Genomic DNA, 25,099 nt, shown 5'->3' with positions numbered 1-25,099 from the left:
TATTATAATAAATATAAATATTTTATACAATAAATGATAAATTTATTTTATGTGTTCTTCATAATCGGCTTTCAAGCAATCGAAAACTCCAATATGGTATCAAAATGAAATCTATAATACAAGAGGATGCTGAATATACGAATCTAATTGAAACGATAATTGACGGAACTATGCCGAAGCAATGGGAAGCTAAATTCAATTGCAGGGTTGGCCTTTTTGTCGGAATAAGGGAAATAGGGATGTTTTGGATTGTCCACCCATAAGGCTTTAAATGACAGAATTCAGGATTTTATTTAAATAAACAGCAATGGAATCAACGATCCAATACTTTGTTTCTCTTTAAAACCCTGAATATCATTTACATATAAAAGTTTTTAATTTATATTTTCAGATTAAACCATTAAAAGCCATCGGGTTTGGGCAATAAAGCTTCAGCTTCTATGATTTCAAAGCCTTTTACACTCATTACAGAAGCCTGAAAACCAGGCAATAAGGAAAACGCCCCAAACTCTCCCTTCTTATTTACGGCAATATAAGCAACTTGAAAGGCCTCTTTGGTTTGGATGGAAGTAAGTCGTTTGATGGCAAGTTTACAAGCTTTTTGAGGATGCATGCCCTGACGCATCATTTCAACAATCGAAAAAGCACCCACTTTTTTAAGAACGGCCTCACCCAGCCCTGTGGCTGTAGCCGCACCGATTTCGTTGTCTACATATAAACCTGCTCCAATAATTGGTGAATCTCCCACCCTTCCGCGCATTTTAAAAGCCAAACCGCTGGTGGAGCAAGCGCCGGAAAGTCTTTTTTGCTTGTCGATGGCCAATATCCCTATGGTATCATGCCTCTCCACATTAATTACAGGTTGGTATTGCGATTTGACCAGCCATTTATGGTATGCCTCTTTTGCAAACGGAGTGAGTAAATTTTCCCTTATAAATCCTTGCTCTAAAGCAAATTGTTGAGCACCCTTTCCAGCCAGGATCACATGTGGGGTTTTTTCCATTACCATTCGAGCCACTGAAACAGCATGTTTGATCTCTTCCAAAAACACTACTGAGCCTGCATTGCCTTCGGAATCCATGATACAGGCATCTAAAGTAACATTTCCTTCCCGATCCGGGAAGCCCCCATACCCAACTGAAGTGTCTTCCGGATTAGCTTCCGCTATTTTAGCCCCTTCTTCAACAGCATCAAGCGCAGATTTTCCTTGAGATAAGCTGCGCCAAGCGCTCTGAACAGCATTCTCGTTGTTCCAGGTTGCAATGACCATTGGGAAACCTGCCTTTCCAGCTGCCCGATCCAAATCTTCTGCAATTTGTTTTAATACTTTATCCATACCCATTCCAAGTATAGCCCCAGCTCCCAGAAAATTTCGACGATTCCACATTATTTGATGATTTGAATTTCATCACAAAATAACCAGGATTCTCCACCTGCACCCAAGTGCCATGCCGGCATTTTGCCTGCATTCCTGGCTGTTAGCCTCAAATATTTAAAATCCCTTTCCGGCTTGAATTCGTAGGATTTTATTAAAGTTGATTCTGCTGTTTGGGGAATTTCCGTTTTCAATGATCCCATCTCAGCAAAAAAGATCCCATCTAGCGAATATTCCAGTTTTACTTCCGATGGCAAAAGAATCCATGACCTTTGATCCTGCAAAAAACGAATTTGAATTGCACCGGGCTTTTCAGTTCGTTCCAATTCCAGTTCAGCAATCAGATCATTTGATTGAAACCCTTGCCAAAAACCATCCCGATAATCTCCACCGCCCAGGACACCATCTATCAAAGCATCAGGACCAGTAGCTGCATATTGATTTGCATATGCCGTTTTTAGGATTAGTTTTAATCCTTTAGGTTTCTCAAAAAAATCTGCTTTTAACCATGAACGGCCAACTTCCTCATTTTTTAATTTAAAAAAAAGTGAACTTCCCCTGAAAATTTCAAAGGAGCCTATATAGTCAAGAATGGGACCGTTTATGGTATCTAAACAATACTGGATTTCCAGATTTTGCAATGAACTTAATTCAATCTTGGTTGAATCCTGGAATACATGCTGGCCCTTAGTAATGTATGGCACAATCTTATAATCATTCCCAATTAATTCAGGAGACCCAACATTTTCAATTTGCATATGATCCGAAAGTGTAAATTCTAATAAATCACCTTCCTTTAGCGAAAATTGATAGCCCGGAAATTTTCCATTCTTAAGAAATGCTTTCACATATGGATGAGAAAGTTCTGAACGCGTCTTGATAGAAATAGGAGATCGGCCCGGAACTTCTATTTGAACACTTCGGAAACTAGGTAAACCTACATCATAAGTAGCATTAAAAGGATGAACCGGGTAAAATCCCAATGCACTGAAGACATACCAAGACGACATTTGTCCACAGTCTTCATTTCCTATTAAACCATCCGGAGTATTTTTATAAAATTGCTCTTTAATCCGGCGAACGTATTTTTGTGTTTGAGCTGGAGACTCCGCATAATTGTATAAATAAGCAAAATGATGACTGGGCTCATTTCCATGAGCATATTGGCCAATCAGACCTGTTATATCAGCCTGTTCTCTTCCGGTCATTAAACTTTCTGAAGTAAAGACAGCATCGAGATTTTTTTTAAAATTTGCAACACCACCCATCAATTGAATCATTCCTGGAATGTCATGGTGCGCACCAAATAAATATTGATATGCATTGGCTTCTGTAAAATGAAAATTGACTTCCCTGGGATCAAAAGATTCAATAAATTTCTGATTAAATTTTGCTTGCAAAAAACCGGTCGCAGGGTTGTACAAGTTTCTGTAAGCAAAAGGAGAATACTTTTTACTTATACGTGATTGGATATATTCGGCTGCAGCAAAATCGAGACTATTTTCAATAGTTTTTGAAACTGATTCTGATTCTTCATTAGAAGCTATATACCCTTTATCCATAAAAAGTAATCCTGAATTTTTTCCAAAATTCAAACTTTGCATTACGGCTTCTCTGGCAAGTGCTGTGTCGAAATTGAAGTCCTTATGTGCCATGGCATTGGCAATCACCGGAATTGAATGATTTCCGATCATACACCAGGTTTCATTTGCCGCGAGTTCCCAGACCGGTAATTGACCGGAAGTTTGATATTGTCTGAGAAATGTGCGGATGAATCGGGCATTGTAATCCGGATATACCAACTGATACAAAGGATGTGTAGATCTGTAAGTATCCCACAAAGAAAACACCGTAAAGTGATCATCTATTTGAGTGGTGTATATTTTATGATCCATTCCAAGGTATCTACCATCAGCATCCTGGAATAGGCTTGGGTGGATGAGATTGTGATAAAGTGCTGTATAGAAAATTGTTTTTTTTGTATGATTATTATCCTTTACGTTAATTCTGGATAGATGATTTTCCCACTCAGTCTCGGATGATTTCTTCATTTCTTCAAAATTGAAAGCATCCCATTCAGCTTCAAGATTAATTGCAGCGCCATCGGCATCAACCCCTGAAATCGCTACATGTAACTGAAGTCTTTTTGAATTGTTGTTTTCAAAAATCAAACATAGTTGGGTGGAATCAGCATTATAACGGAAAGAAGAGATTTTTTTATCAAACTGAATATTGAAAAAGAATTTTTGCCGCTTAGCCCAGGAAGATGAAAATCTAAAACCTTCAAGACCTGTGTCTGATATTTTTGTAAAGCCGGCATCTAAAAGCGGGTCCCTGTGTTTTAAATCCACAACCAACCATTGTTGATCTGCATTTTCAAAAGTATATCGATGCATGCCAGTGCGTTTGCCTACGGTCATTTCAGCCCAAATCGCATGTTTTTCCAATTTTACTTTATAATATGCCGGAGCGGCATATTCTGTTCCTTTTTTAAAAGATGATTTATATATTTGATTAGAAAAAATATCCTGGGGAAGATTTCCTTGACCCGGCATTATTAAAAGGTCGCCAAAGTCTGCAATACCTGTTCCGGAGAGATGTGTATGACTAAAACCATAAATAATTGTGTCGGTGTAATGATACCCACTACAACCATCCCAACCTTCGAGTCTCGTATCAGGACTCAGCTGCATCATTCCGAAGGGATAACATGCTCCGGGAAATGTATGCCCATGACCTCCGGTGCCGATAAAAGGGTTTACGTAGTTGTTAAATGTTTTTCTTTGGCAAGCTGAAATTAGTAAAAAAAGACTGAATAAAACGAAGTAACTAACAAATGAAATTTGACAATCTTTATCGGTGTTATTTTTCAATTGCTTAAATTTAAAGTAAATTCAATTGTTTACGTTTGTAAGTTAGCTTGTTGAAATAAATGAAATTCTTAAAATATATCAACGCATTTTGGGCATTTTGCGTTTTCCACCTGGACGAAACATCATACGTTGATCCATCTGGCCTGCCATTTTCATTCGGCCCTGTTGTTTCATCACTTCATCCAACATTTTCATCTGATCTTTAAATGCATCAATGGTGATGTTTAATTTTTTGAGCTCCCGGTAGACATTGTTAGCTTGAGTAAAGCGATTTTTGGTCAGGTGTATGTTGATCATTTGTATCATGATCATTGCCTTTTCATTATCTGAAGGCAATTTCAAGGACTGCGCTTTCGTCAACCAAACTTCAGCCTCTTCTGTTTTGTTGCGCTGCATAGCGATGCTTCCTTTAATTAAGAAATAATAAGCTCTGTTTGTTACGTATAAAAAATTTGGAGATAGTGTAAGGGCAAGTCTTTTCTCGCAGGCATCAAAATCTGTTGATTGCATAAACATAGCTGCAGATTGAACGGTGCCTAACAAAACATAACTTGCCAATAAAATCAGACCAATAATCAATAAAGGCAAAGCATACCAAAAACTTACCGCAAATGCTAATATCAGGCCTCCTATTAAAAATAAAGCCGTCAAAGCCAATTTCAAATAAATATTTAATGTAAACATATCGTGTGTATCAAATTAGTCAGCAAAGGTAAACTAAAGCCTTTAAAGTTTGAATTTTGGAGTTTTGAACCCTCAAAAATGCTTGAAATTCGATTGAGGTTTCTGCTGGTTAAAAATCGTGCTAATATTTTTTCAAAAATTCATACTGATGAATAATTCACTTAAATGGTCGAGATAAATACATACTACTATTGCCTTTATTACACTATTTTAAGAATTCGAATCGACAAAGCCCAAATCACCATTTTAAAAAAAGATACCTTTGAGCAATAATATAATTGAACTTGAGTTCCTTAATGGATCGAACTTTAATAAGACGAATTTCAAAAACATGAGAATCATATTAATAATAATTATCATACTTAATATATTTAGTGTCAATGGTCAAATTGATCTAAATCGAGATTTTCCCATTATTCCCATACCCAAATCCATACAGGTTGTTGGAGGAACTTATGCTTTGGAGCAATTGGATAAAATGCTCGTCCCCTCCGGATCTGAAGCAGCCATTGAAATTGGGAAAACCATACAGTCAGTATTAAAACTCGGTGACCTAAAAGTTATCAAACAGAAAAAGATTGATAAACCATCACCTAAAAGTTTGACTTTATCATTACTACCAAAAGTAGATCAGGATGAATATTATAAAATAAGTATCACCAAAAACGGAATTTGGCTACAAGGCAGTTCGGAAAAAGCATGGTTTTATGGATTACAGACCTTAGCCCAATTATTTGAATTGCAAGCCGGAAATAAAACAAATAACTCACTTCCTTATTGCCTGATTGAAGATGAACCCAGATTTAAATACAGAGGTTTACATTTGGATGTGAGCAGGCATTTTTTTTCAATTGCTTCGATTAAACATTACATCCGTCTGATGTCCCGATTTAAGTACAATACATTTCATTGGCATTTAACGGATGACCAGGGCTGGCGCATTGAAATTAAAAAATTTCCAAAACTCCATGAGCAAGGGAGTAGCCGTAAAGCTACCTTAAAGGGCCATGCCAGTCATTATCCTGCTGAATTTGATTCAAGCACTTATCAGGGCTATTATTCGCAAGAGGAAATCAAAGAAATTGTAAGTTATGCTTCAAATCATTACATTGAAGTGATCCCTGAAATTGAAATGCCGGGACACAGTACTGCGGCACTATCTGCTTATCCTGAATACAGTTGCAGTGCTGAAGACAGAGATGTGAGTTGCACTTGGGGCGTTTTCAATACCGGGATTTATTGCACACAAGATACAAGCTTGTGGTTTTTGAAAGAAATATTGAATGAAGTTTGTGCTTTATTTCCAGGTAAATACATTCATATTGGAGGTGATGAGGTCTCCAAAGAAAATTGGAAAAAGTGTGAGAAATGCCAGGCTGTAAAAAGGAGACAAAATTTAAAATCAGAAGAGGAACTGCAAAGTTATTTTTTAAAACAAATTGAAAGACATTTATCTGAGAAAGGTAAAACACTTGTAGGTTGGGACGAAATTCTCGAAGGTGGGCTGCCTCCAAATGCTGTGGTCATGTCCTGGCGAGGCACCGAAGGTGGAATCGAAGCGGCCAAAAAAAAGCATCCCGTAATCATGTGTCCCGGCTCCCATTGTTACTTTGATCATTATCAATCTTTGAATAGTTCTGAGCCATTAGCGATAGGTGGATTTACATCACTTGAAAAGACTTATCAGTTTGAACCCATACCTGTTGGTCTAAAAACTAACGAACGTTTGTATGTCTTGGGAGCACAGGGAAATGTATGGACTGAATATATGCCGGAATTCAAAAATGTTTTATACATGGCGTACCCAAGGGCTATTGCTCTCGCGGAGGTCAATTGGGCTTTCCCGTCAAACAGATCTTATCCCGGATTTTTAAGCAGACTTAAACATCATATATCCTGGTTTAAATCTGAAGACATGAATATCACCCAAAGTATGTTAGATCTTTCATATCAAACCAAATATGGAGCACAAGGCATTGAACTCGTTTTTAATAAACCACCTGTTGAAGGAAAAATTCTTGTTGAATCTACCAGGGAAGGTGATGTAGTCAGTGAATATTTAAAACATGACACCTTTATACTTCATAAAGACATTCAATTTAAAGCCTGGTATCAAATGGAAGATGGTTTTATTGGAAAGCCACTCCGCATCGTTTTTAATGATCATTTGGCTGTTGCCAAACCCATGGTACTTAACGAAATGCCCGCAGAAAGATATTTTTCAGGTGGTCTGCAATGTTTGCTCAATGGAATAGACGCGCCATCCAATAAATTCGGAGGTCCGGAATGGGTTGGTATGGAAGGAAAAGATTTTACAGCTATTATAGATCTCGAAAAAAACAGGACTATCAAAGCGGTCCAATTCCAATTTTTCCATGACCCCGGATCATGGATCTACCGTCCTTCAAATATTGAAATTCAAACGAGCGAAGATGGAAAAGAATTTTCAGAATCCATAAAATATCAAATAAGCGAAACTCAATCAAAATATATACAAGCTGAAGTCCCCATGCATGCGATATCCACAAAATTTATCAAGGTCAGTATAAAAAATCACGGCAAGATCAAGGATAATTATCCAGGAGCCGGAAAAAATGCCTGGTTGTTTGTGGGTGAAATACAAGTAAAGTAAAGTTAGTTTAGAAGCAGTTTTTCGGGATACATTGGCAATTTGTTTGAGCTGCCTCATAAAATTGTGCATTATAAGCGAAAAGAATTTCAGTTGAATTCGCAAAAAAAGATGATAGAAATTAAGCTAAGTCATTTTCTACTATAAGTATCCAATTATAGTCATGTTTAAAAACTAAATGTCGCGGAAAAATTTGCGAGAATGGCACTAAAAAGTCATTATTCTTTTTCTGATTTTCAGAATTGTCATGGAGTCGGTTGTAAAGTAAAATCCCGGATACATTTAAATTTGCCTTTAACAACTCCAGGAAATCTTTCGACTCAAATTTTTTTGGGATAGTGCTATCTTCAAAAATATCCATACAAATCAGGTCGTATTTCTTTCTCGAATTTTTCAAAAAGTCTAATCCATCTTCACAATAGCATTTGAATTGTCCGGTAAATATATAGTCCTGATACTTTTCAAATAAAAAAATAATTTCCGGATCTTTTTCTACAAAATCAAAGTTTGCCTGAATATTAAATTTGGACTGTAACATTTGAGGTATGCTTCCCGTCCCCAATCCTAATATTAAAATTGATTTTGGATTCTTAGATTCAATTTTAATTTTTTTAAAAGCGGCAACAAAATGCTCATATTTTAAGCCGTAAGAATAAATGGCTGTATCACTCACTAGCTTAAATTCACCGCAGGACAGAAACAAATGAATGGTAGGGTTGAATTCAGAGGACAATTGTTCTATTGGAATATCCACGATATAACTCAAGAGCTTCCAAAATAGATTGGGTTGTTGACCGGAAGTCAAGTTCATATAGAATCCCAATTCCTGAATTCCCGACTTTCCGAGAAAATATATTCGAACAATTTTTTATTGGAATCTGTTAGAGGAACATGTCTTCTTTCCATTACTTTTTGAGCAGTCGCAAAGAATTTATCCAAAGTAAAAGTTGAGAAACCAGAAGCACCGCCCCAGGCAAAATCTGGCACGAATTGCCGCGGAAACCCTGCCCCAAATACATTAGCCCCAAAACCAACAACCGTGCCGGTGTTGAACATAGTGTTGATACCACACTTCGCATGATCGCCCATGATCAATCCACAAAATAGACTTGCAGTTTTATCAAATCTTTTGGTGTTATAATTCCATAGTTTGACATCTTCGTAATTATTTTTCAAATTCGAAGCATTCGTATCTGCACCAATATTGACCCATTCGCCTATGATACTATTGCCAAGAAAGCCATCGTGAGCTTTGTTTGAATATGCTTGAAAAATGCAATTATTAATTTCGCCACCAATTCTTGATTCGGGACCTATAGATGTTGCGCCATAAATTTTGGCACCCATCTTTACAATAGATCCTTCACAGATCGCTAAAGGTCCGCGCAACATACTTCCCTCCATTATTTCAACATTTCTACCAATGTATATTGGACCTGTTTGAGAATTGAGTGTACAAGCCATCATGCGAGCACCCTCTTCTACAAAAAGCTGATTTCCGATGATCGCATTACTTTCATGGATTGGTGTTGTAAATCGTCCGGCTGTTATCAATTGATAATCCTGTTCCAATTCAATGGCCTTCCTTTGGAATAGTTCCCAGGGTCTGTAGATTCCATTGACAAGATGTTTATCAACGAACTGTTTATTAAATCCATTCAAAGAAAAATGTTGCAGAAAATCCAGGCATTGCTGTTTGTTAAGGCGTCCTGCAACCCATAAATCGTCGCATACCAGAAACTCACCTTCTTGCAAATTAGAAATGAGGTAGCACAGATCATTATTTGGGATCAAATGACCCTGAACCACAAAGTTATCATTCTGAATTTGGGCAGGATAAAGATCAGATAATGGAAAAGAAACGCAATGGCTTGTTTCTGCATGGAATCTCAAAGCCCATTTCTCCATAATGCTCAGAATGCCAAAGCGAAAGGCTGCCAAGGGTCTGGTCCAAGACAGAGGTTTGAACTGATCCTTATGTTGGGGGTCCACTAAAATGAGGTTCCTGATGAACATAAATAAAAAACCCCGCAGGTTGCGGGGTGATTTTTTTTAAGTTTTAGCAAATTTCGATCCTGCGAATTTCTTGTTAAATTTATCAATTCTACCTGCAGTATCTATAAATTTCATTTTACCTGTAAAGAAAGGGTGAGATTTTGATGAAATCTCCAAACGAATCAAAGGATACTCATTGCCATCATCCCATACAATGGTTTCTTTGGTAGCAGCGCAGGAACGCGTCAAGAAAGCCTCATTACATGAGAAATCTTTAAAGACAACAAAACGATAATTAGCCGGGTGCAAATCTTTTTTCATGGCTTTTTTGTATTTTGGAGTGCAAAGATAGTATTTTTTTTAAAATTTTAAAAAATAAATAAGAGGCTTTTTTATTAACGAACTCCTTGATAATCAATAATTAACAAGCAGTTTGTCTCGAAATTTGTACCTTTCCGAACCGAAAAAGCGCTATGAAATTCAAAAAAAACTACCTCCTACCGGTAATCCTCCTTTCAGGCATTTTGGCAACTTACGGAGCTTCCTACATGCTCAAAAACACATTTTGGGGACATACTCCTTTGTATTTATTACTGGGTAGCTGGTTGGTACTTTCGCTTTCCGTTTTTTGGAAATATCAATCTACAAATGAGCATCTTCTTTATTTTCTGCTTAGTACTGCAAGTGGTTTGATTTTAGGCAAAGCATTTGTTTATACCAGTCCTTTATTGTGTATCGGGTTTATTCCGCTGCTCTATGCTACTTACAAGCTAGAGCAGGGATCGAGAATTTTTATGTGGGCCCATTTTTTATACGCGTTTCATGCCTTTATGTTGTGGAATATATTGGCGACTTATTGGGTAGCTAATGCTGCGTTAGTACCCGGATTGGTTGCTTTTATACTCAACAGCTTATTTATGTGTATCCCTTGGTTGGCGGCCATTTGGATTGGACGAAAAATTAAATATCTATGGCTCCCCGCTTTGATCGTTTTTTGGATAAGCTATGAATGGGGACATCATCAATGGGACATTTCCTGGCCTTGGCTTTCATTGGGTAATGGATTTGCTTTTTACCCCAATTGGATACAATGGTATGAATATACAGGTGCATTTGGTGGAAGTTTATGGGCTTTGTCACTAAATGCATTGGGTTTATACATCCTGATCTCTAAAAAGTTAAGACTTATATTATGTTTTTCAGCAATGCTATTATTGGGTATACCCATTTATATTTCGAGTTCCATTTTGAAAACTACTGAATTAAATGGTGAATCAGTAGAAGTTGCCATCGTTCAACCCAATTATGAACCGCATTTTGAAAAATTTTCAGTGGATGAAAATTTACAAATGATTCAATTTGAAAAATTATCCAGAAATTTTATTAGCCCACATACAAAATATCTGATTTGGCCGGAAACCAGTTTTGAGTATTTAGAAATAGGTGCATTTGCAAATGATTGGCGAGTCATAAGGATGCGCGATTTATGTAATATGTATGGGAAAATGTGTCTCGTAACCGGATTGGGAACTTTGAGAACTTTTCGTGAAGGCGAAACACTTTCGGAAGCTGCAAGACCCAGTAATAGAGGTGGGCCCACAAAATATTTTGAAATCCAAAACAGTGCCGCTCAAATTTGTGGCACAGGAAATGATTTTCCGGTTTATGTAAAATCTAAACTGGTGCCAGGTGTAGAAACTTTTCCTTACAGACATTTACTCCCATTTTTAAAACCTATTGTCGACAAACTTGGTGGTTCTATTTATGGCTTAGGAAAACAAAAAGAAAGAAGTGTCTTTGAATCCGATGGATTAAAGATTGCTCCTGTTATTTGTTATGAATCGATTTATGGAGCTTACGTAGGTGAATATATCCGCAAAGGGGCTCAGGCAATATTTATTATGACCAACGATGGCTGGTGGGATAATACCCCTGGCTACCGCCAACATTTGTATTTTGGAGCATTACGTGCTATTGAATACCGAAGGTCTATTGCAAGATCTGCAAACACAGGAGTTTCTTGTTTTATTGATGCAAAGGGGGAAATAAAGGATAGAACTGAGTATGGGAAATCAACAGCAATTCGAAATAACATCCGTTTTTCTAACCAGGAGACATTTTATCTCAAATATGGCGATTTTATTGTTTATATCGCACTTGCGCTTTCCTTTCTGATTCTTATGCTTGGTTTTGGGGCAATTTTGAAAGTTCGGTTTTTAAAAAATCAATAACGCGCACCTCCACAGCATCTACCTGATTTTTTTCTGCAAGAAATACACTTACAAAATCAAGCAAGTGCACCAGATATAAGGATTTTTCCAAATAGGAATCCCCACGAGCATAAATATCCATTACTGATGCAGCATAATGGCCAACAACTTCTTTGGTTAATTCCATCCTTGCCTGAATTCTGGAATATTCTTCGCGATCTCTTATAAAAACAGACGCGACAAATGGATGATTCCAGCGCCAACCAACCAATTCATTATGATTCATTTCAGGAATTACATTATGCCAGCACAACATTTTGCTATTTTCATTGATCTGTTGTCTAAACCTTAAACAAACTGGTTCAAAATGATCAGAACTGTAAATTACGACCCACTTATCCTGTAATAAGTCAGCTAATTGTCTGGCTTGTTCAATGATCTCTTCACGACAATCTTCCATCAATTTAATTGAAGCGATTAATTGTTTCACATAAAAATGATCAATGATATTTAATTTGTGCAATGCATATAGTTGTGCCACCAAAGAATAAGAGAGGCAAGCCCTTGGAGAAGACCACCCAGAAGGCAATTGAATAATATCCTGTTTTAATTCATGAGCCCTTCTGATCAACTCACCACCAGAACTTATGACAACTACTTTTGCACCTCGTTGAACCAATTGATGATATGAAGAAATCGTCTCTTCCGTATTTCCTGAATACGAGGAGACGATGGCCAGCGTATTTTCTGAAATAAAATGTGGCACCGTATAGGACTTTCCAACTGTAATTGGAACGTTACAAACATCCCGAACAATAGCCTCTACAAAATCTGCGCCTACTGCTGAGCCTCCCATTCCACTAATATAAATATTGAGGACAGCTTGCTCACCAGAACTTACGTCGCTCAATTTAAACAATTCCAATCCCTCTTTCAATTGATCTGGAAAACGACGAACCATTTCAAACATACTCATTTCCATGTTTTGTTTACTTGGACTCCGCAAAAATACGCCAATATTTTATATGAAATTGCATATTACACCTGAGCACTTCTCCAAACTGATCATAAAGTTTATTAACTTTCTCCTAATGCGACAAAAATAAATTTAAGCACCAGCTTATATGAATTTCTAAAAATTTAGAGAAAATAATTTGAATTTATTCTCTTTCTAAAAGTCATCTGAATTTAGGCAAGTAATTACTTCCGACAAGGACCGTGGACCTATTTCTATTGTTTTTGAATTATTTCAAATTAGACTTTTCAAATTAAAACTAATTTTAATTTTCTTCCCATTTCGTCTCAATTTTAGATTTATCTTTTTACCCTCTTCTTTTTGAAAACTTGAAAGTATTTTACTTAAACTTAACCAGGAACAAGGCCATCCATTAATGCTTACCAGCTCGTCTTTCGGCAAGATCCCGGCTTCATATGCAGGTGAATTAGGTATGACTTGTGATACATAATAATTTTGCAAATGATTCCCGCCACTGATGATGAGCATTCCCGATTTATCAAATTTTATTTCCTTGTATAACTTTTTAGTAGGTTTCAGAAAAAGTTTTTTCCTATGGTAATCAATATAAAGTTCAAATTTCTCTAACATTAAATTTCCAATCAATCCTTGTTTATTCTGCTTTTCAATTCTAGAATATTCTGTATCAACCATTAAAAAATGCGAAATCACATTTGAAAGAGTAAAAGTATCCAAATAAATGAGCCCAACTTTACCTACAAATCCCTTCAACATACCACCCAATCCGCTCCCGAGATATCCTGGGATCATTTTATCTGGTAAATCAATGTTGGATGTAGAATCCGTGTACATCAAAAGCGACAAACTTGCACCTGTATCCAACAGCAAGTTTAATTTTTGTTTTTGGCCCCATTTAGTAGCTACTTCCGTTTCCAAATAAGGCTTATTTTTATAAATTTGAATATCCAATTCAGTAAATCCTTCGGGTACTTTTGTTGAAAGTGGATGCAGAATGATATTTCGTTTTTTGTAATCGATTTGTATTATAAACTGACTAAAAAGGGAAGCACTTAAAATACCATGTACCGGCTCTCCTATGACCTGGGATATATTAGTGGAGTGATCTTCAAGAACTATGAGCTGCGTTAAACATTTATACCTCAAAGGAAAATTTAAGCTCAGTGGGTGGGTCAATTTCGCAGGAATTTCTGTTTGTAAATCAGATCCAATTACCTTTATATCCCTTTGATATGCATTGCTGATGATATCCGTCCAATATTTCTCAAAGAGAATAGTGTGCTCTGCACCTGTATCAAAAATCAATTGTAATGGAATTACATTTTCAATTTGGACATCAATAATGATAAATGATTGAACATACCTAAAAGGAATCCTGATCGTAGCTTCCTTGGCAAGGATACTATTATGAACAAATAGCGTTTGTAATGAGAATATACAAACTGACAAAAAGACTTGAAATCCGGTTCTATAATGGATTAAAGAATGAATAATTCAAAATTTTATTTCACCTTAAATGTACCACAATATACAACGTTCAAAGAAAATTGAAGATTTGAAGTGTTTCCTTTATAAACCTTAATCGCCAAGGAATTTAATTTCAACAAGAGCATGTTAAAAAACAAACTTTTTTTGATATCGACCCATAATTCCAAAAGGATTGCCAAATGAATCTACAATGACTTCAAAATAGGAGCACTCCAGATTTTTACTATACATGAGTTCCATACTGGCCGTATTTAGAATATCTAAATTCCCGGTTTCAGGGCCGGTATCTGCATTGTCCCTGCGACTGGCGACCAAACCCGAGTTATTTCTGAAAATCCGCAATTCCCGTGACCAGGGTACAATATTAAAATCTGCAACAAGTATTAAATTCTGATGAGCATTGGAGAGCGTATTGGACAGCGCAGTCAGAAACTGATTAAGTTTTCGGTAGGCCATCAGTGTAATAGGCGGCAAATGATTACATACTATAATTTGAAAGCTATCATTCTGCGAGCTCGTAATATATAAATTGAGGACCGGATTGTCCATAAGTTCAAATTCGTTTGGACTGCTTAAGTTGAATTTCGAAAGTATCGCCTTGCCCAAAGGATCTATTCTAGGCAATAAATATTGATACGGATATTCTTGTTGATAAGCCTTTACCCACTCAAGCATATCCGGCGTAAATTCTTGCAAAATGATCACATCTGGTGCTTTTTTAAAAACAAATTGAAGCATTTTAATTTTGTCATCGTTGCTCAAGGTGGGGTTGATAAAAGCCAACTGTATTGCATTAGGACTCGAGAATTTCGCTAGTTTTAAGTCTGTATTAAATGAATTCATGAGATAAAAGGCCATAAGTGCTGAACATATCATAAATGTGTACAAGAGCTTCTCGTGTTCAATAAACAGCGTAATAACTCCACCTAACAAACAAAACAGCATCCAATGGATCGCATAATTTGAAATCAACTTTGCCCATAAAAATCCTTCAGGTGGTGATACAAAAAATAAGCTAACGGCTATAATGAGGATAACCATGCTCCATTGTACCCTCTCAGATTTTATATACCAATCGTTTGAATTCATATTAAGATTATCTCTACGCCACCATTTACTACCAAGTAAATTTATAAATAAACCATATCAGAAAAATATAAAAACATATAGAAAAATATTTGCGAGATTGTATATCATCATATTTCAAGTCAAAATAGTTAAACTCCATTTTATTAAATAGAATAAGTCTTTTTAATGTTATCTGCTCATTTACGGTGAAGCTATTTTACCAAAATTCTAAATTCATCTCATCCATGCAATAAATTATCTTAGTAAACTTATTCTCTCCTTAAAGCTTATTTTGGTGCCATCTGGATGTGCTAAGTTAATGTTTAAAATATAATTTCCAGCGGTCAATGGACTCCCATCCAAATCTTCACCAAGCCAAGTCACCAATTGGCCGTCATAAACCTGATCCCGGTAAACAGGGCTCATCAATTGTCCGCTTAAATTGTATAAATCCAAATAGCATAAGTAAGCGGGTTTATCAATTTTGAACATTAAACCCAAGAAATCTTCAAATCCATCACCATTTGGGCTGATTCTATTTGAATTTAAGTGATAAGGTTTATCTTTCTTTACCGTGTCCAATTTTAAGCTTTGGCTATTGGCTAAACCCGGACTTGCAAAATACACCCAATGGCCTGCAGTTTGCCATGATGATCTGAGCGCAGAAGGCAAATTCATCTCTATTTTCTCCAATGATTTTCCTTCCGGATCTTTGATAAACGGGTGGTGCCATTCTTTTGTAAATGCAAAACTGTCTATAGTATAACGCTCTCTCCCATTATTCAAAGTCAAAAACAAACTTGCACCATTATCTTCCATGGGTAGTATTTCAACTTCCTCTATCTGAACGCGATTATGAATAGGGTATATGCCCATTAAATCGGTGGCATTAGAAGTCATGGCCAGATATTGGTAGGGTGCCAATACTTTATCAATACGCAAAGGGTAAGCTTTTGTGGAATCGAGCCCATCAGACAATTCTAATTTTTGTAAAGAAATATACTTGTTGCTCCGATTATAGATTTCCACAAAATCATGATGGGAACTGTATGCATCGAATAATACCTCAGACCAAACCACATCGCCAGGTTCCGGATCCACGCCTAGCGCAAATTCAAAACTTAAATGCTCAGATAGATTCCCTAAACAATCTGAAATACTTTCAATTTCAATTTTATAATGTTGACCGGCTCTGAGTGGCTGGTGTAAAAGTATTAGTAACTCATTTGACTTATCTGTAAATTCAATGGTAGCAATGGAGCTCGTTGGATTCAACTTAAAAAAACTCGTCAAATTGGGAATATCAGGATGCAATTTTTCACTAAAAACCAATTTAATTTCCCAAATACTTAAAGGATATACTGCCAATAATTGGGGGCCCTGACTATCATAAGAATTGCTTAACCATGAATTTTGAAATCCGGGTGTTCCACCTAAAGGATGCTTACTGAACTTCCATCCTCCTTGGAGCGCACACAAGTCAAATACGGAAACCCATTCCAATGCATAGCCCCCTTCTGCTTTACTGGCATCTTCAAAATCCTGAGATGTGTATTCAACTTCATATACGAGTTCTGATTTTTCATTTCTTATGGAAAGTACATCACCATCGTTATTAAGCGAGGGAAATTTATCCAGAGGTATCGTCTTTCCAAATGGAGAAAACGCAACAGCATCTGAACTGTTGCCTAAAATAATATATTCAGAAGAACGGATGACGCTATCTGGTAATTCGATTGCAGTACTTTCATCATACAATAAGCATGATTTTAAGCTAATATCAGATTCTGTTCTGTTATATATTTCAATGTATTCTGCATCCGGAAGCTTCCAGGCAGGAGATGGGTCGCACATAATTTCGGTAATGCACAAATCGAGGTATTTCGGACTCCGAATGAAATTTATTTCGAAAGCATAAATTTCAGATTTAGAGATATTTCCAAAAAGATCCATCACCTTTTGATAAAACAAAGTATCCTTTTTGGAGGCATAAAGATTTTCGTTAAATTTCAGCTTTAAGTGCACAGGACTTAACCATTCAAGACCATTATGCTCCCCGTTATAGTTAAGTTTGAAAAGTGAATTTTGCTTACTACGTAGCGTGTCTATCGTTTCATTAAAAGTAAAAAGTATAGTGTGCGCATCTAAAATTTGATGTTTAATAATGAGAGGTCTGGTGCTATCATAACCCACGGAAATATTATCAAAAGCAAAAGCTTGTTTACGGGTTTCAGAATACAAACAATGCACACCAAAGTATTGGAATTTATGAAGGTCTGGCAGTTTAAAACTAAAATCAGCAAGTTTTTGGTTTTCGCCGGTTATTAAATTTTCAAGGTATAATTGCCAATAAACCGAAGAATAACAGATGATGTGAAATTTAAAAGCCAATGGTCCTGTAGCTAATATGCCTTGTTGACCTGATGCGATTAAATCTTTATGGACACCTTGCTTTGCATAAATTTTCCAGGTATCTGTGATTCCATTTTCACCAATTTCCAGAATTATTGCAGTGTCTGGTGTAAGACTTAATGAATCTGAAAGTAAAAAAACTTCCAGTTTGTTAGTTGCTGATGGATCAAAATCCAAATAAATATGAAAAGCCCAACTCAGTGAGTCAGCTAAAGAATAGGGTCTCCACAAAGTTGATCGTCCAGCTTGTTTTGCATGTAATTGCAATCGCCCTTCTGAATTTACAATAAATTGTTCCCGATCACCTCGCCATTGGCTATCAAGAACGGAATCAAAAGGATCTGACCATTGGGCAGTTAAATGCGCTGCCGCCCACAGCATAAGGATGCATAGGATGTGTCTCATAATGCGAAGTTAATAAAATAACAGCTTGCATGAACGCATTAACTTTGTAAAAAATAAAAAAAATGCATTTAGCAATAGTGGGTGTTACCGGCTTAGTTGGTCAAACAATATTGACAGTTTTGGATGAAATGGATTTTAAATATGACCAATTGAGTTTCGTAGCTTCAGAGAGATCTGTAGGTAAAACGATTGAATGGAAAGGAGAAGCCCATACCATAAAAAGTATGGTAGATGTCCTTGAATCGAAACCGGATATAGCCTTGTTTTCTGCAGGCGGAAATACCTCTTTGGAATGGGCTCCTAAATTTGCAGCCCAAGGAACTTTTGTCATAGATAATTCATCTGCCTGGAGAATGGATGCAAATTGTCCGCTCGTTGTTCCAGAAGTTAACCCTCATACCTTGAATTCAAATTCTCGAATTATCGCTAATCCTAACTGTTCTACCATTCAAATGGTAGTCGCTTTAAATCCTTTGCATCAGACTTTTGGTATTCATAGATTGGTTATTTCTACCTACCAGTCTTTTACAGGAACCGGAATGAAGGCTGTTTATCAATATGAAGCAGAACGCGACGGAAATCCAGTACCTGAACCCAGAGCTTATCACCACCCTATTTTTGAAAATTGCATTCCACAATGTGATGTGTTTCTCGATAATGATTATACAAAAGAAGAGATGAAGCTGGTTCACGAAACGCGAAAAATTATGAGTGATGCAACGATGCGCATTTGCGCTACAGCAGTGAGGGTCCCCGTACATGGCGGCCATTCAGAATCTGTCAATGTTGAATTGAAAAAGCCTTTTCAAATAGATGAAGTACGAACTTTATTTTCAAAGACACCCGGCTTGGTCTTAATGGATAATCCAGCACTTTTCGAATATCCAACACCCCTACAGTCCAAAAACAGAAATGAAGTTTTTGTAGGTCGTCTAAGACTGGATCCTTCCCATGAAAATGCATTAAACCTTTGGATTACAGCAGATAATCTTAGAAAAGGTGCTGCAACCAATGCCGTTCAAATTGCTCAATTGCTCGTTGATAAAAGCTTAGTTTGACCAAATGATTATATTTTGTTGGAAAATATGATATTTGGATTGATTTTTGCGTCCTTTATTCGTTAAAGCATATAAGAATAATATGAAAAGCTTACATAATGCTAGCTTTGAAAAATTATAATATTAACAACTACCTCTGTTTGAGAGGAAAATGAATCAATTTTTAGTACCGAAAAAACAATTTCATGAGATCCAGATTGGTTATTTGGGGAACCAATAAAGACGAGCAAAGGGTATTACTTGCCATTTCTCTACACGCAGAGGAAAACAAGGTGGCTATTTGGAGCATACCTGAAGCATCCATTACCGAAGATTTTTACAATCAAATGATGACACATTGGAGAGAGGGTTCTGATATCCAGCTGCCAGAAAATGCTGAACATCGAATTATAGAACTTACCATGGCGGAAACAATTCTTCCGGATGATCTGAAAGTTGAAAAGTCGGATGTCATCCAAAGGGCTCAATTGGAATGGCATTTTATCGTGCTTTCTACAAAATTGTATAAAAATTTTAAAACTGAACTGGAAGACCTTGGCGACAAAATAAAACGCCTGGAAGAATACAATGCTGATTTATGGGATGAGCTAAAGCAATTCTGGAATAATGTACAACAACATATTTTTGATAAAAATATCTTACGCGATCATTCGGACTCATTAAAAGAAAAACAAATTCACTTTTTGAAGAGCTTAAAAAACACAGAAAAGCACAACAATCTGTATTCAATCAAAAATCTAAAGAAATATCAACTTCTTTTACCGATAAATTAGACGGCATTGCACAAAAAATCCTGAATGGGTCTGTATTAAAACCTTTGTTTGACGAACTCGTCCAATTACAAAAAGAGCTGAAAGAAAAAGATCTTCAAAGGAAAGACAAAGACTTTATTTTGGCAAGGATTAATGAGTGCTTTAAATCAATTCGGGAAAAAAGAGAAACACAACAAAATCATAAAGGGCAGGGTGAATCAGGCCATGAAAAGTTTCATAAAAGATTTGAAGGCTTGCTCACTGCTATTAAACGCATAGAGCAATCAATTGAATTCGAAGAAAAAAACATATTCTTTGAAAACAAAAGAATCGCAACAACCGATGGACAGCTCGAAGCGCAAATTAGAGTGGCCAAAATAAAAATGATTGAAGAACGCCTAAAATCGAAACAGGCCAAACTTACCGAATTATTAGAAACTAAAGCGAAGCTTGAGATTCTCGATGAGAAGATTAAAAAACGAGAAGAAAAAAATAAAAAACACTCCGGAGATTGCAGCGAATCCAACGGAAGCCATTCAAGAGGAGGAATAATATTCAGTACTCAAGTTTATTTTTATAATTTCACCAATATGTCAAAAGACAATATACAACTTCATAAATTATTTGATGATCAGGGACAATTGATCTCCCCTGGTTTACCTGAAGAAATAAAAAATTTTCTGATCGATATAGATGGAACTATATGCGATGATATACCCAATGAGGAGCCAGAGCGAATGAAAACCGCAGAAGCATATCCGGATGCATTAAAAGCCATCAATCATTGGTTTGAAGAAGGACATATCATTACATTTTTTACTTCGCGGACCGATGCTCATAAGGACATTACTGAAAACTGGCTAAAGTCTAATGGATTCAAATATCATTTTCTGTTATTGAATAAACCAAGAGGAGGCAATTACCATTGGATTGATAATCATCTCATAAGAGCCACCCGATATGAAGGTAAATTCACCAAAGAATTTATAGAAATAACCAAAAAGGTTCAGGTATTTGAGCCGTAAAATCTGAGTTGTTGGTAGGAAGAAGTTCGTTAGGCTTTTAGGCATGTAGGGGTTTAGGCATGTAGGGGTTTAGTCTGTAGGGAGAAGTCTGTTAGTCTGTTAGTCTGTTAGTCTGTTAGTCTGTTAGTCTGTTAGTCTGTTAGTAATCAACGCAGACTAACATATGTTAGTTCAAATAAATACATATTTTTGTTATTTTTTTTTTTCGAACTTTACTCGTTAAAAGATATTGCTCTTTGCTCTTATTCATGTCCCGTAGGGACAAAATATTGGTAGCAGTTTAGGAAAATCATTCCTAGCGTGCCGTAGGTACGCAAGATAGATAAAGCATTATAGAGCCTAGATTAAAGTTATGCTAACCTGACCAACAAATGATAGTTTCTGTCAATGGAAACCGGCTGATGGTAAAAAACAGATTTTGCAGCTTTAAATAATTTTTAGAATTTAGGCTTATTAACTCTAAGTGCACAATCGCATTCTTTTGAATCTTGAGCCTATTACATGATTACTTAAACCAACTACAAACCTCACATTTAGTTTTTTCTACTTATCTCAATATTAATTTCTTGACTACACTTCCGGATTTTCCAGTAAGTTTCAAAAGGATCATTCCTTTAGGAAGATCCTGCGTATTTATTTTTAATACGGGTTCATTTCCTTCAAGTGAAATGGATTTTAATACTTGGCCATTCACATTTACGAAATGGAGCTCCTTATAATCAGATTCAATATCCCGACGAAGTAAAATATAGGATTCAACAGGATTTGGATATACAGAAACGGAATATTTTAATTCCTGATCTTTCGTTCCAACAATTTTATCAGAATCTGCCAACACCCCTTTTCCAGGAAGTGACGTACAAATATGGTCGCCTTCATTTGTTGTCAAACAAATATCTGAATTATAAAATTTTGGATTGATAAATTCGATATTATCGACAACCCATCCCAGGATAGTAGAAGTATTAGGACTCACATTTAAACTGTCATTTGCAAATCTGAATCTCACTTGAATGTCTTGATTTTTAAAATCGGAAAAATCGATTACAGAAGGAATAAATCCAGCACTTTGTCCTGAGAAAGCTTCGATATTAGGCGTAACAAATGTTTGGTAATTCACAGGGCCTGTGTAAGTATTCAGACTGAATTTTTGAGACTCCACTTGTCTCCATATTAATCCATCTGTTGAAACTTCAACAATTCCACCATCAAATCCCTGTTCAGTATTAAAAAAATGATAAAACAAAAGTGATGGTTCTTCTCCTTTCATGTTTAAAGCATTCTTCATAAAGACAATAAAGTCATCAGATCCATTTTCTTTCTCTTCAGCAATCCAAGAAAAAGATTGATCCACACCAAATCCCTCTTCGCGATACCAAATCTGGTCACCTTTAGTTAAATCTATATCCCAATTATCTTCTCCAGTTTCAACATCATCATACCAAAAAGTGCTTGAAGCAATAGAAGGGCTGCTGGTTATTTTATACGTAATTCTTCTTGTCTCCAAAGACTTAAGCTGACCTAAATTCCAGACCAAATCATTTCCATTAATCGCAGGCGATACGGTAGCTGAACCGGCTACATATGTACATCCAGCAGGAATGATATCTTTGAGCTCAACGTTATTTATAATGCCTGGCTGAAAATTATTGACTTCCAAAGTAATATAGAATTCATTACCTGGTTTGACTACATCATTTTGAACAAAATTGTCGGGAGTAGAATAGTAACCTGCACGCTTTGACAATAAAATTTTATTTATACAAATAGGCGCTGACAAAAAACTCAGGGTTTCATCTCCAACCATATTGTTTGAACCTTGCTTTGCAAAATATCCCATTCCTCTTCTTGCAAAAACGTCCCAGATTAAGCATGCATTTTTACCCGCATTATTGATGGTATCTGCCTTAAGAATAGCGTTTCTTCCATCGATAAATCCAGGAGAGCAAGGTTGCAATTTCATACCATCAAACACCAATTGAATTGCAATATTGTTTCCGGCAGTTTTATTTCTCCAATCCGGATCAAAACCATATTTATCTGCCATCGCCCAATAAAGGTCCCATAAAACCGTAGTCCAAACTTCACCTAAATTGTGAACTTCCGGATCAATGTTTTTATAAGTAAATTCATTAATATTCATGTCTGTGGTGTATAATCGGCGCCGAATTCCAAATCCATCCGGTTTTTCGTTAAAAGCATAGGTACCTACACCCCTTGGTTTTAGCCCATTATCACCTGGTTTCGAAGTAACAATTAAAGCCATAAAATCACTCCAACCTTCACCCATTTGCTCGCCATTACCCAGGCAATTGGAACTTGCAGGTCCCCCTGTTAATCGGTTTGAAATACCATGTCCGTATTCATGCGCAATAATTCCGTTATCGAAATCCCCATCTAAACTATCAGGGCCGGCGTTCGTATCCGGACGTTTAATTTCAATGCGCAAACCCCCGTTGGCTATCATCATCTTCAGACGATTACAAATCGTTTTAGTGGTAAAATATGCAGGAATCGTTACCTGACCACCTACAGCACCCGCGCCCATACTGACAAAAACGTCTTCGAAGTTGCAAATAATGACCCCCGCAGCACCGGCGCGTTGGGCATTAAGTGCTTTTACCCCAAATTCGCAGGTCCCTCTTTCAATGAGTACGATTTTTCCCTGAACTTCAGCCCGTTTAAATCCGTTGACACAACCTAAAAGTGGATTCGCAGAGTAGTCATTACCAACTACAACATCAGCTTCAATTGGAGTAGCTCCTGGAGCCGGACCGAAACCACCCCGCCTGCAATCTATAGCTCCGGCAAAAGAATCCGGTTTGGTAATATAAGTTTCTTCCTGAGCAGCCAGCCACAGATACATTTGCATGCGTCCGCCGTTACCATCTGCAGGAGTCGAAAAATTGGCATTATCTGTTCCGGAACCATCTTGGGCTTCTGCTCTTACTGCATCAGCATCTCTTCCACCTTTGCCGTAATTATTCACCTGAAAGTTACCGGCAACTTCATTAAATCCAAAATTATAAGTGATGTCGTGCATCATATTATTGAGGTAAAAGAGGTTTACAGTTGCAGCATCTTTATATGCAGCTGGTTCTTGGTTTTGATGAAAAGGAAAATCAAATACCAAATCATTTCCTCCATTGGGTTCGGACCCATCTGACAAATTATCTGCATTTCTATCGAGGTAAGCATGAACATTATTACCTCTGGTAATTAAATATTCGGGACCTGCTACACCATTGGTATCGTGCCATCCGAAAGGCGAAGCTTTAGCATCAGCAGGATTGACTACAAATTGTCTTGCTCCGTGACTTGGACTTTCATCGGGAAGCGCGACTACATTATAACTATCCGGGGCGGCAAATAACACATTGGGAGCATGCAGCTGTGTCAACATATCTTTTACAGGAACCGGCTGATGATGAAAAACGGCTGGATCCGGGATACATTGTTTGTGATGCTTGTGCTTGAATGAACATTTGACGAGCCAATTATGCTTGTCAATAACTTCTCCGGAAACTGCGTCAACACGCACTGACCAATAATCATTACTTACACTCATTTCCATGCTCAGATCCCAGGCAAGTCTGATAGAGCCATCAGCGAGCGGAACAAGGACCAATTTAACTGGGATATTGCTATGTGTAAAATTAGTCTTTGGCAATTCTGCATTTTCATCGCCATTCCGGAGGATATTGGAAGGAATGATTGCATTTGGAATATCCAGGTGTTTGACAATACTCATCAGTGCAGTTCGCTCATTGATCTGAGTTCTGGTAGTATTAATCTTTTTTGAAATGTTGGTATGAAATCTTGACGGACTGTCAAAAACTTTTCCCAGCTCATTGACGTGATAAGACGTTATAGCATTGTATATTTCGATGCCTTTAAAACGTTGAATGAGATAAATATGGGTGATCTTATTGTGATCAGACGTGTACAAATCTTTGACTGCAAGATCTTTAATATCTTCACGCGAAAGGCCAAGTGATTCAGCCTGTACTTCTAAGGTCCTTAAACTGAGATCCAGTGGAGTCTGAATTTGAGTATTACATATATTTGTAATACATAAAATAAACAAAACGAATAAATTATACATTATTATTTTCATATATAAGGTGAGTT

The 25,099-nt window shown here is 36.8% G+C and carries 16 protein-coding genes; 5 read left to right on the top strand and 11 right to left on the bottom strand.

Annotation, left to right across the window (positions count from 1 at the left end):
• Positions 1-400: 400 nt before the first annotated feature.
• The 3 genes from IPM92_11505 to IPM92_11495 all read right to left on the bottom strand — a co-directional run bounded on the left by IPM92_11505 (position 401) and on the right by IPM92_11495 (position 4,932).
• Positions 401-1,387 (bottom strand): N(4)-(beta-N-acetylglucosaminyl)-L-asparaginase, encoded by a 987-nt coding sequence (locus IPM92_11505; GenBank protein MBK9108960.1) that lies wholly within the window; start codon positions 1,385-1,387, stop codon positions 401-403.
• Positions 1,387-4,248: a GH92 family glycosyl hydrolase gene (locus IPM92_11500; GenBank protein MBK9108959.1), complete on the bottom strand. Its 2,862-nt coding sequence runs from the start codon at positions 4,246-4,248 to the stop codon at positions 1,387-1,389. Before IPM92_11500 ends, IPM92_11505 begins: the two co-directional genes overlap by 1 nt.
• 78 nt (positions 4,249-4,326) lie before the next feature.
• A complete protein-coding gene (locus IPM92_11495) occupies positions 4,327-4,932 on the bottom strand; it encodes a hypothetical protein (GenBank protein MBK9108958.1) in 606 nt (201 codons plus the stop codon).
• Positions 4,933-5,263: 331 nt separating this feature from the next.
• Here IPM92_11495 and IPM92_11490 point away from each other — a divergent pair, with 331 nt between their 5' ends.
• Complete coding sequence (locus IPM92_11490; GenBank protein MBK9108957.1) at positions 5,264-7,564, top strand: beta-N-acetylhexosaminidase; 2,301 nt, start codon at positions 5,264-5,266, stop codon at positions 7,562-7,564.
• A 118-nt stretch (positions 7,565-7,682) separates the two neighbouring features.
• Here IPM92_11490 and IPM92_11485 read toward each other — a convergent pair whose 3' ends face one another.
• The 3 genes from IPM92_11485 to IPM92_11475 are packed head-to-tail and all read right to left on the bottom strand — an operon-like array spanning position 7,683 to position 9,877.
• A complete protein-coding gene (locus IPM92_11485; protein MBK9108956.1) occupies positions 7,683-8,372 on the bottom strand; it encodes a fused MFS/spermidine synthase in 690 nt (229 codons plus the stop codon).
• On the bottom strand, positions 8,369-9,577 hold the full coding sequence (locus IPM92_11480; protein ID MBK9108955.1) for a glucose-1-phosphate thymidylyltransferase: 1,209 nt from the start codon (positions 9,575-9,577) through the stop codon (positions 8,369-8,371). Before IPM92_11480 ends, IPM92_11485 begins: the two co-directional genes overlap by 4 nt.
• Positions 9,578-9,613: 36 nt before the next feature.
• Positions 9,614-9,877 carry a type B 50S ribosomal protein L31 gene (locus tag IPM92_11475; GenBank protein ID MBK9108954.1) on the bottom strand — a complete coding sequence of 88 codons (264 nt, stop codon included), beginning with the start codon at positions 9,875-9,877 and terminating at the stop codon, positions 9,614-9,616.
• Positions 9,878-10,029: 152 nt separating this feature from the next.
• On the opposite strand from IPM92_11475, the gene lnt reads away from it, so the two are divergent.
• Positions 10,030-11,787, top strand: coding sequence for an apolipoprotein N-acyltransferase (gene lnt / locus IPM92_11470; GenBank protein MBK9108953.1), 1,758 nt, complete (start codon positions 10,030-10,032; stop codon positions 11,785-11,787).
• Here the strand turns inward: lnt and IPM92_11465 are convergent.
• The 4 genes from IPM92_11465 to IPM92_11450 all read right to left on the bottom strand — a co-directional run bounded on the left by IPM92_11465 (position 11,735) and on the right by IPM92_11450 (position 18,133).
• Positions 11,735-12,748, bottom strand: coding sequence for a bifunctional phosphoglucose/phosphomannose isomerase (locus IPM92_11465; protein MBK9108952.1), 1,014 nt, complete (start codon positions 12,746-12,748; stop codon positions 11,735-11,737). The two genes, lnt and IPM92_11465, sit on opposite strands and share 53 nt — an antisense overlap.
• Positions 12,749-13,015: 267 nt before the next feature.
• Positions 13,016-14,209: a PDZ domain-containing protein gene (locus IPM92_11460; GenBank protein MBK9108951.1), complete on the bottom strand. Its 1,194-nt coding sequence runs from the start codon at positions 14,207-14,209 to the stop codon at positions 13,016-13,018.
• Between the two features lie 165 nt (positions 14,210-14,374).
• Entirely contained in the window at positions 14,375-15,337 is a 963-nt protein-coding gene (locus tag IPM92_11455) for an endonuclease/exonuclease/phosphatase family protein (protein MBK9108950.1), read from the bottom strand.
• 234 nt (positions 15,338-15,571) lie between these two features.
• On the bottom strand, positions 15,572-18,133 hold the full coding sequence (locus tag IPM92_11450) for a lamin tail domain-containing protein (GenBank protein ID MBK9108949.1): 2,562 nt from the start codon (positions 18,131-18,133) through the stop codon (positions 15,572-15,574).
• A 62-nt stretch (positions 18,134-18,195) separates the two neighbouring features.
• Here IPM92_11450 and IPM92_11445 point away from each other — a divergent pair, with 62 nt between their 5' ends.
• The 3 genes from IPM92_11445 to IPM92_11435 all read left to right on the top strand — a co-directional run bounded on the left by IPM92_11445 (position 18,196) and on the right by IPM92_11435 (position 20,968).
• Positions 18,196-19,191: an aspartate-semialdehyde dehydrogenase gene (locus IPM92_11445; GenBank protein ID MBK9108948.1), complete on the top strand. Its 996-nt coding sequence runs from the start codon at positions 18,196-18,198 to the stop codon at positions 19,189-19,191.
• A gap of 185 nt (positions 19,192-19,376) precedes the next feature.
• Positions 19,377-19,964, top strand: a complete 588-nt coding sequence (locus IPM92_11440; GenBank protein MBK9108947.1) for a hypothetical protein — start codon at positions 19,377-19,379, stop codon at positions 19,962-19,964.
• A 569-nt stretch (positions 19,965-20,533) separates the two neighbouring features.
• On the top strand, positions 20,534-20,968 hold the full coding sequence (locus tag IPM92_11435) for a phosphoheptose isomerase (GenBank protein MBK9108946.1): 435 nt from the start codon (positions 20,534-20,536) through the stop codon (positions 20,966-20,968).
• A 547-nt stretch (positions 20,969-21,515) separates the two neighbouring features.
• On the opposite strand, the gene IPM92_11430 is transcribed toward IPM92_11435, so the two are convergent.
• On the bottom strand, positions 21,516-25,085 hold the full coding sequence (locus IPM92_11430; protein ID MBK9108945.1) for a M36 family metallopeptidase: 3,570 nt from the start codon (positions 25,083-25,085) through the stop codon (positions 21,516-21,518).
• Between the last annotated feature and the right edge of the window lie 14 nt (positions 25,086-25,099).

The organism is Saprospiraceae bacterium (genome assembly GCA_016719615.1).
GTDB lineage: Bacteria > Bacteroidota > Bacteroidia > Chitinophagales > Saprospiraceae > Vicinibacter.
The sequence above is the reverse complement of the archived record's forward strand: the minus strand, read 5'-3'. Positions and strand labels throughout refer to the sequence as shown.

Bases quoted from the DNA above. Each gene is read 5' to 3' on its own strand.
- IPM92_11505 (MBK9108960.1), bottom strand. From the start codon at position 1,387: ATGTGGAATCGTCGAAATTTTCTGGGAGCTGGGGCTATACTTGGAATG.
- IPM92_11495 (MBK9108958.1), bottom strand. From the start codon at position 4,932: ATGTTTACATTAAATATTTATTTGAAATTGGCTTTGACGGCTTTATTT.
- IPM92_11490 (MBK9108957.1), top strand. From the start codon at position 5,264: ATGAGAATCATATTAATAATAATTATCATACTTAATATATTTAGTGTC.
- IPM92_11485 (MBK9108956.1), bottom strand. From the start codon at position 8,372: ATGAACTTGACTTCCGGTCAACAACCCAATCTATTTTGGAAGCTCTTG.
- IPM92_11480 (MBK9108955.1), bottom strand. From the start codon at position 9,577: ATGTTCATCAGGAACCTCATTTTAGTGGACCCCCAACATAAGGATCAG.
- IPM92_11475 (MBK9108954.1), bottom strand. From the start codon at position 9,877: ATGAAAAAAGATTTGCACCCGGCTAATTATCGTTTTGTTGTCTTTAAA.
- lnt (MBK9108953.1), top strand. From the start codon at position 10,030: ATGAAATTCAAAAAAAACTACCTCCTACCGGTAATCCTCCTTTCAGGC.
- IPM92_11465 (MBK9108952.1), bottom strand. From the start codon at position 12,748: ATGGAAATGAGTATGTTTGAAATGGTTCGTCGTTTTCCAGATCAATTG.
- IPM92_11455 (MBK9108950.1), bottom strand. From the start codon at position 15,337: ATGAATTCAAACGATTGGTATATAAAATCTGAGAGGGTACAATGGAGC.
- IPM92_11450 (MBK9108949.1), bottom strand. From the start codon at position 18,133: ATGAGACACATCCTATGCATCCTTATGCTGTGGGCGGCAGCGCATTTA.
- IPM92_11445 (MBK9108948.1), top strand. From the start codon at position 18,196: ATGCATTTAGCAATAGTGGGTGTTACCGGCTTAGTTGGTCAAACAATA.
- IPM92_11440 (MBK9108947.1), top strand. From the start codon at position 19,377: ATGAGATCCAGATTGGTTATTTGGGGAACCAATAAAGACGAGCAAAGG.
- IPM92_11435 (MBK9108946.1), top strand. From the start codon at position 20,534: ATGTCAAAAGACAATATACAACTTCATAAATTATTTGATGATCAGGGA.
- IPM92_11430 (MBK9108945.1), bottom strand. From the start codon at position 25,085: ATGAAAATAATAATGTATAATTTATTCGTTTTGTTTATTTTATGTATT.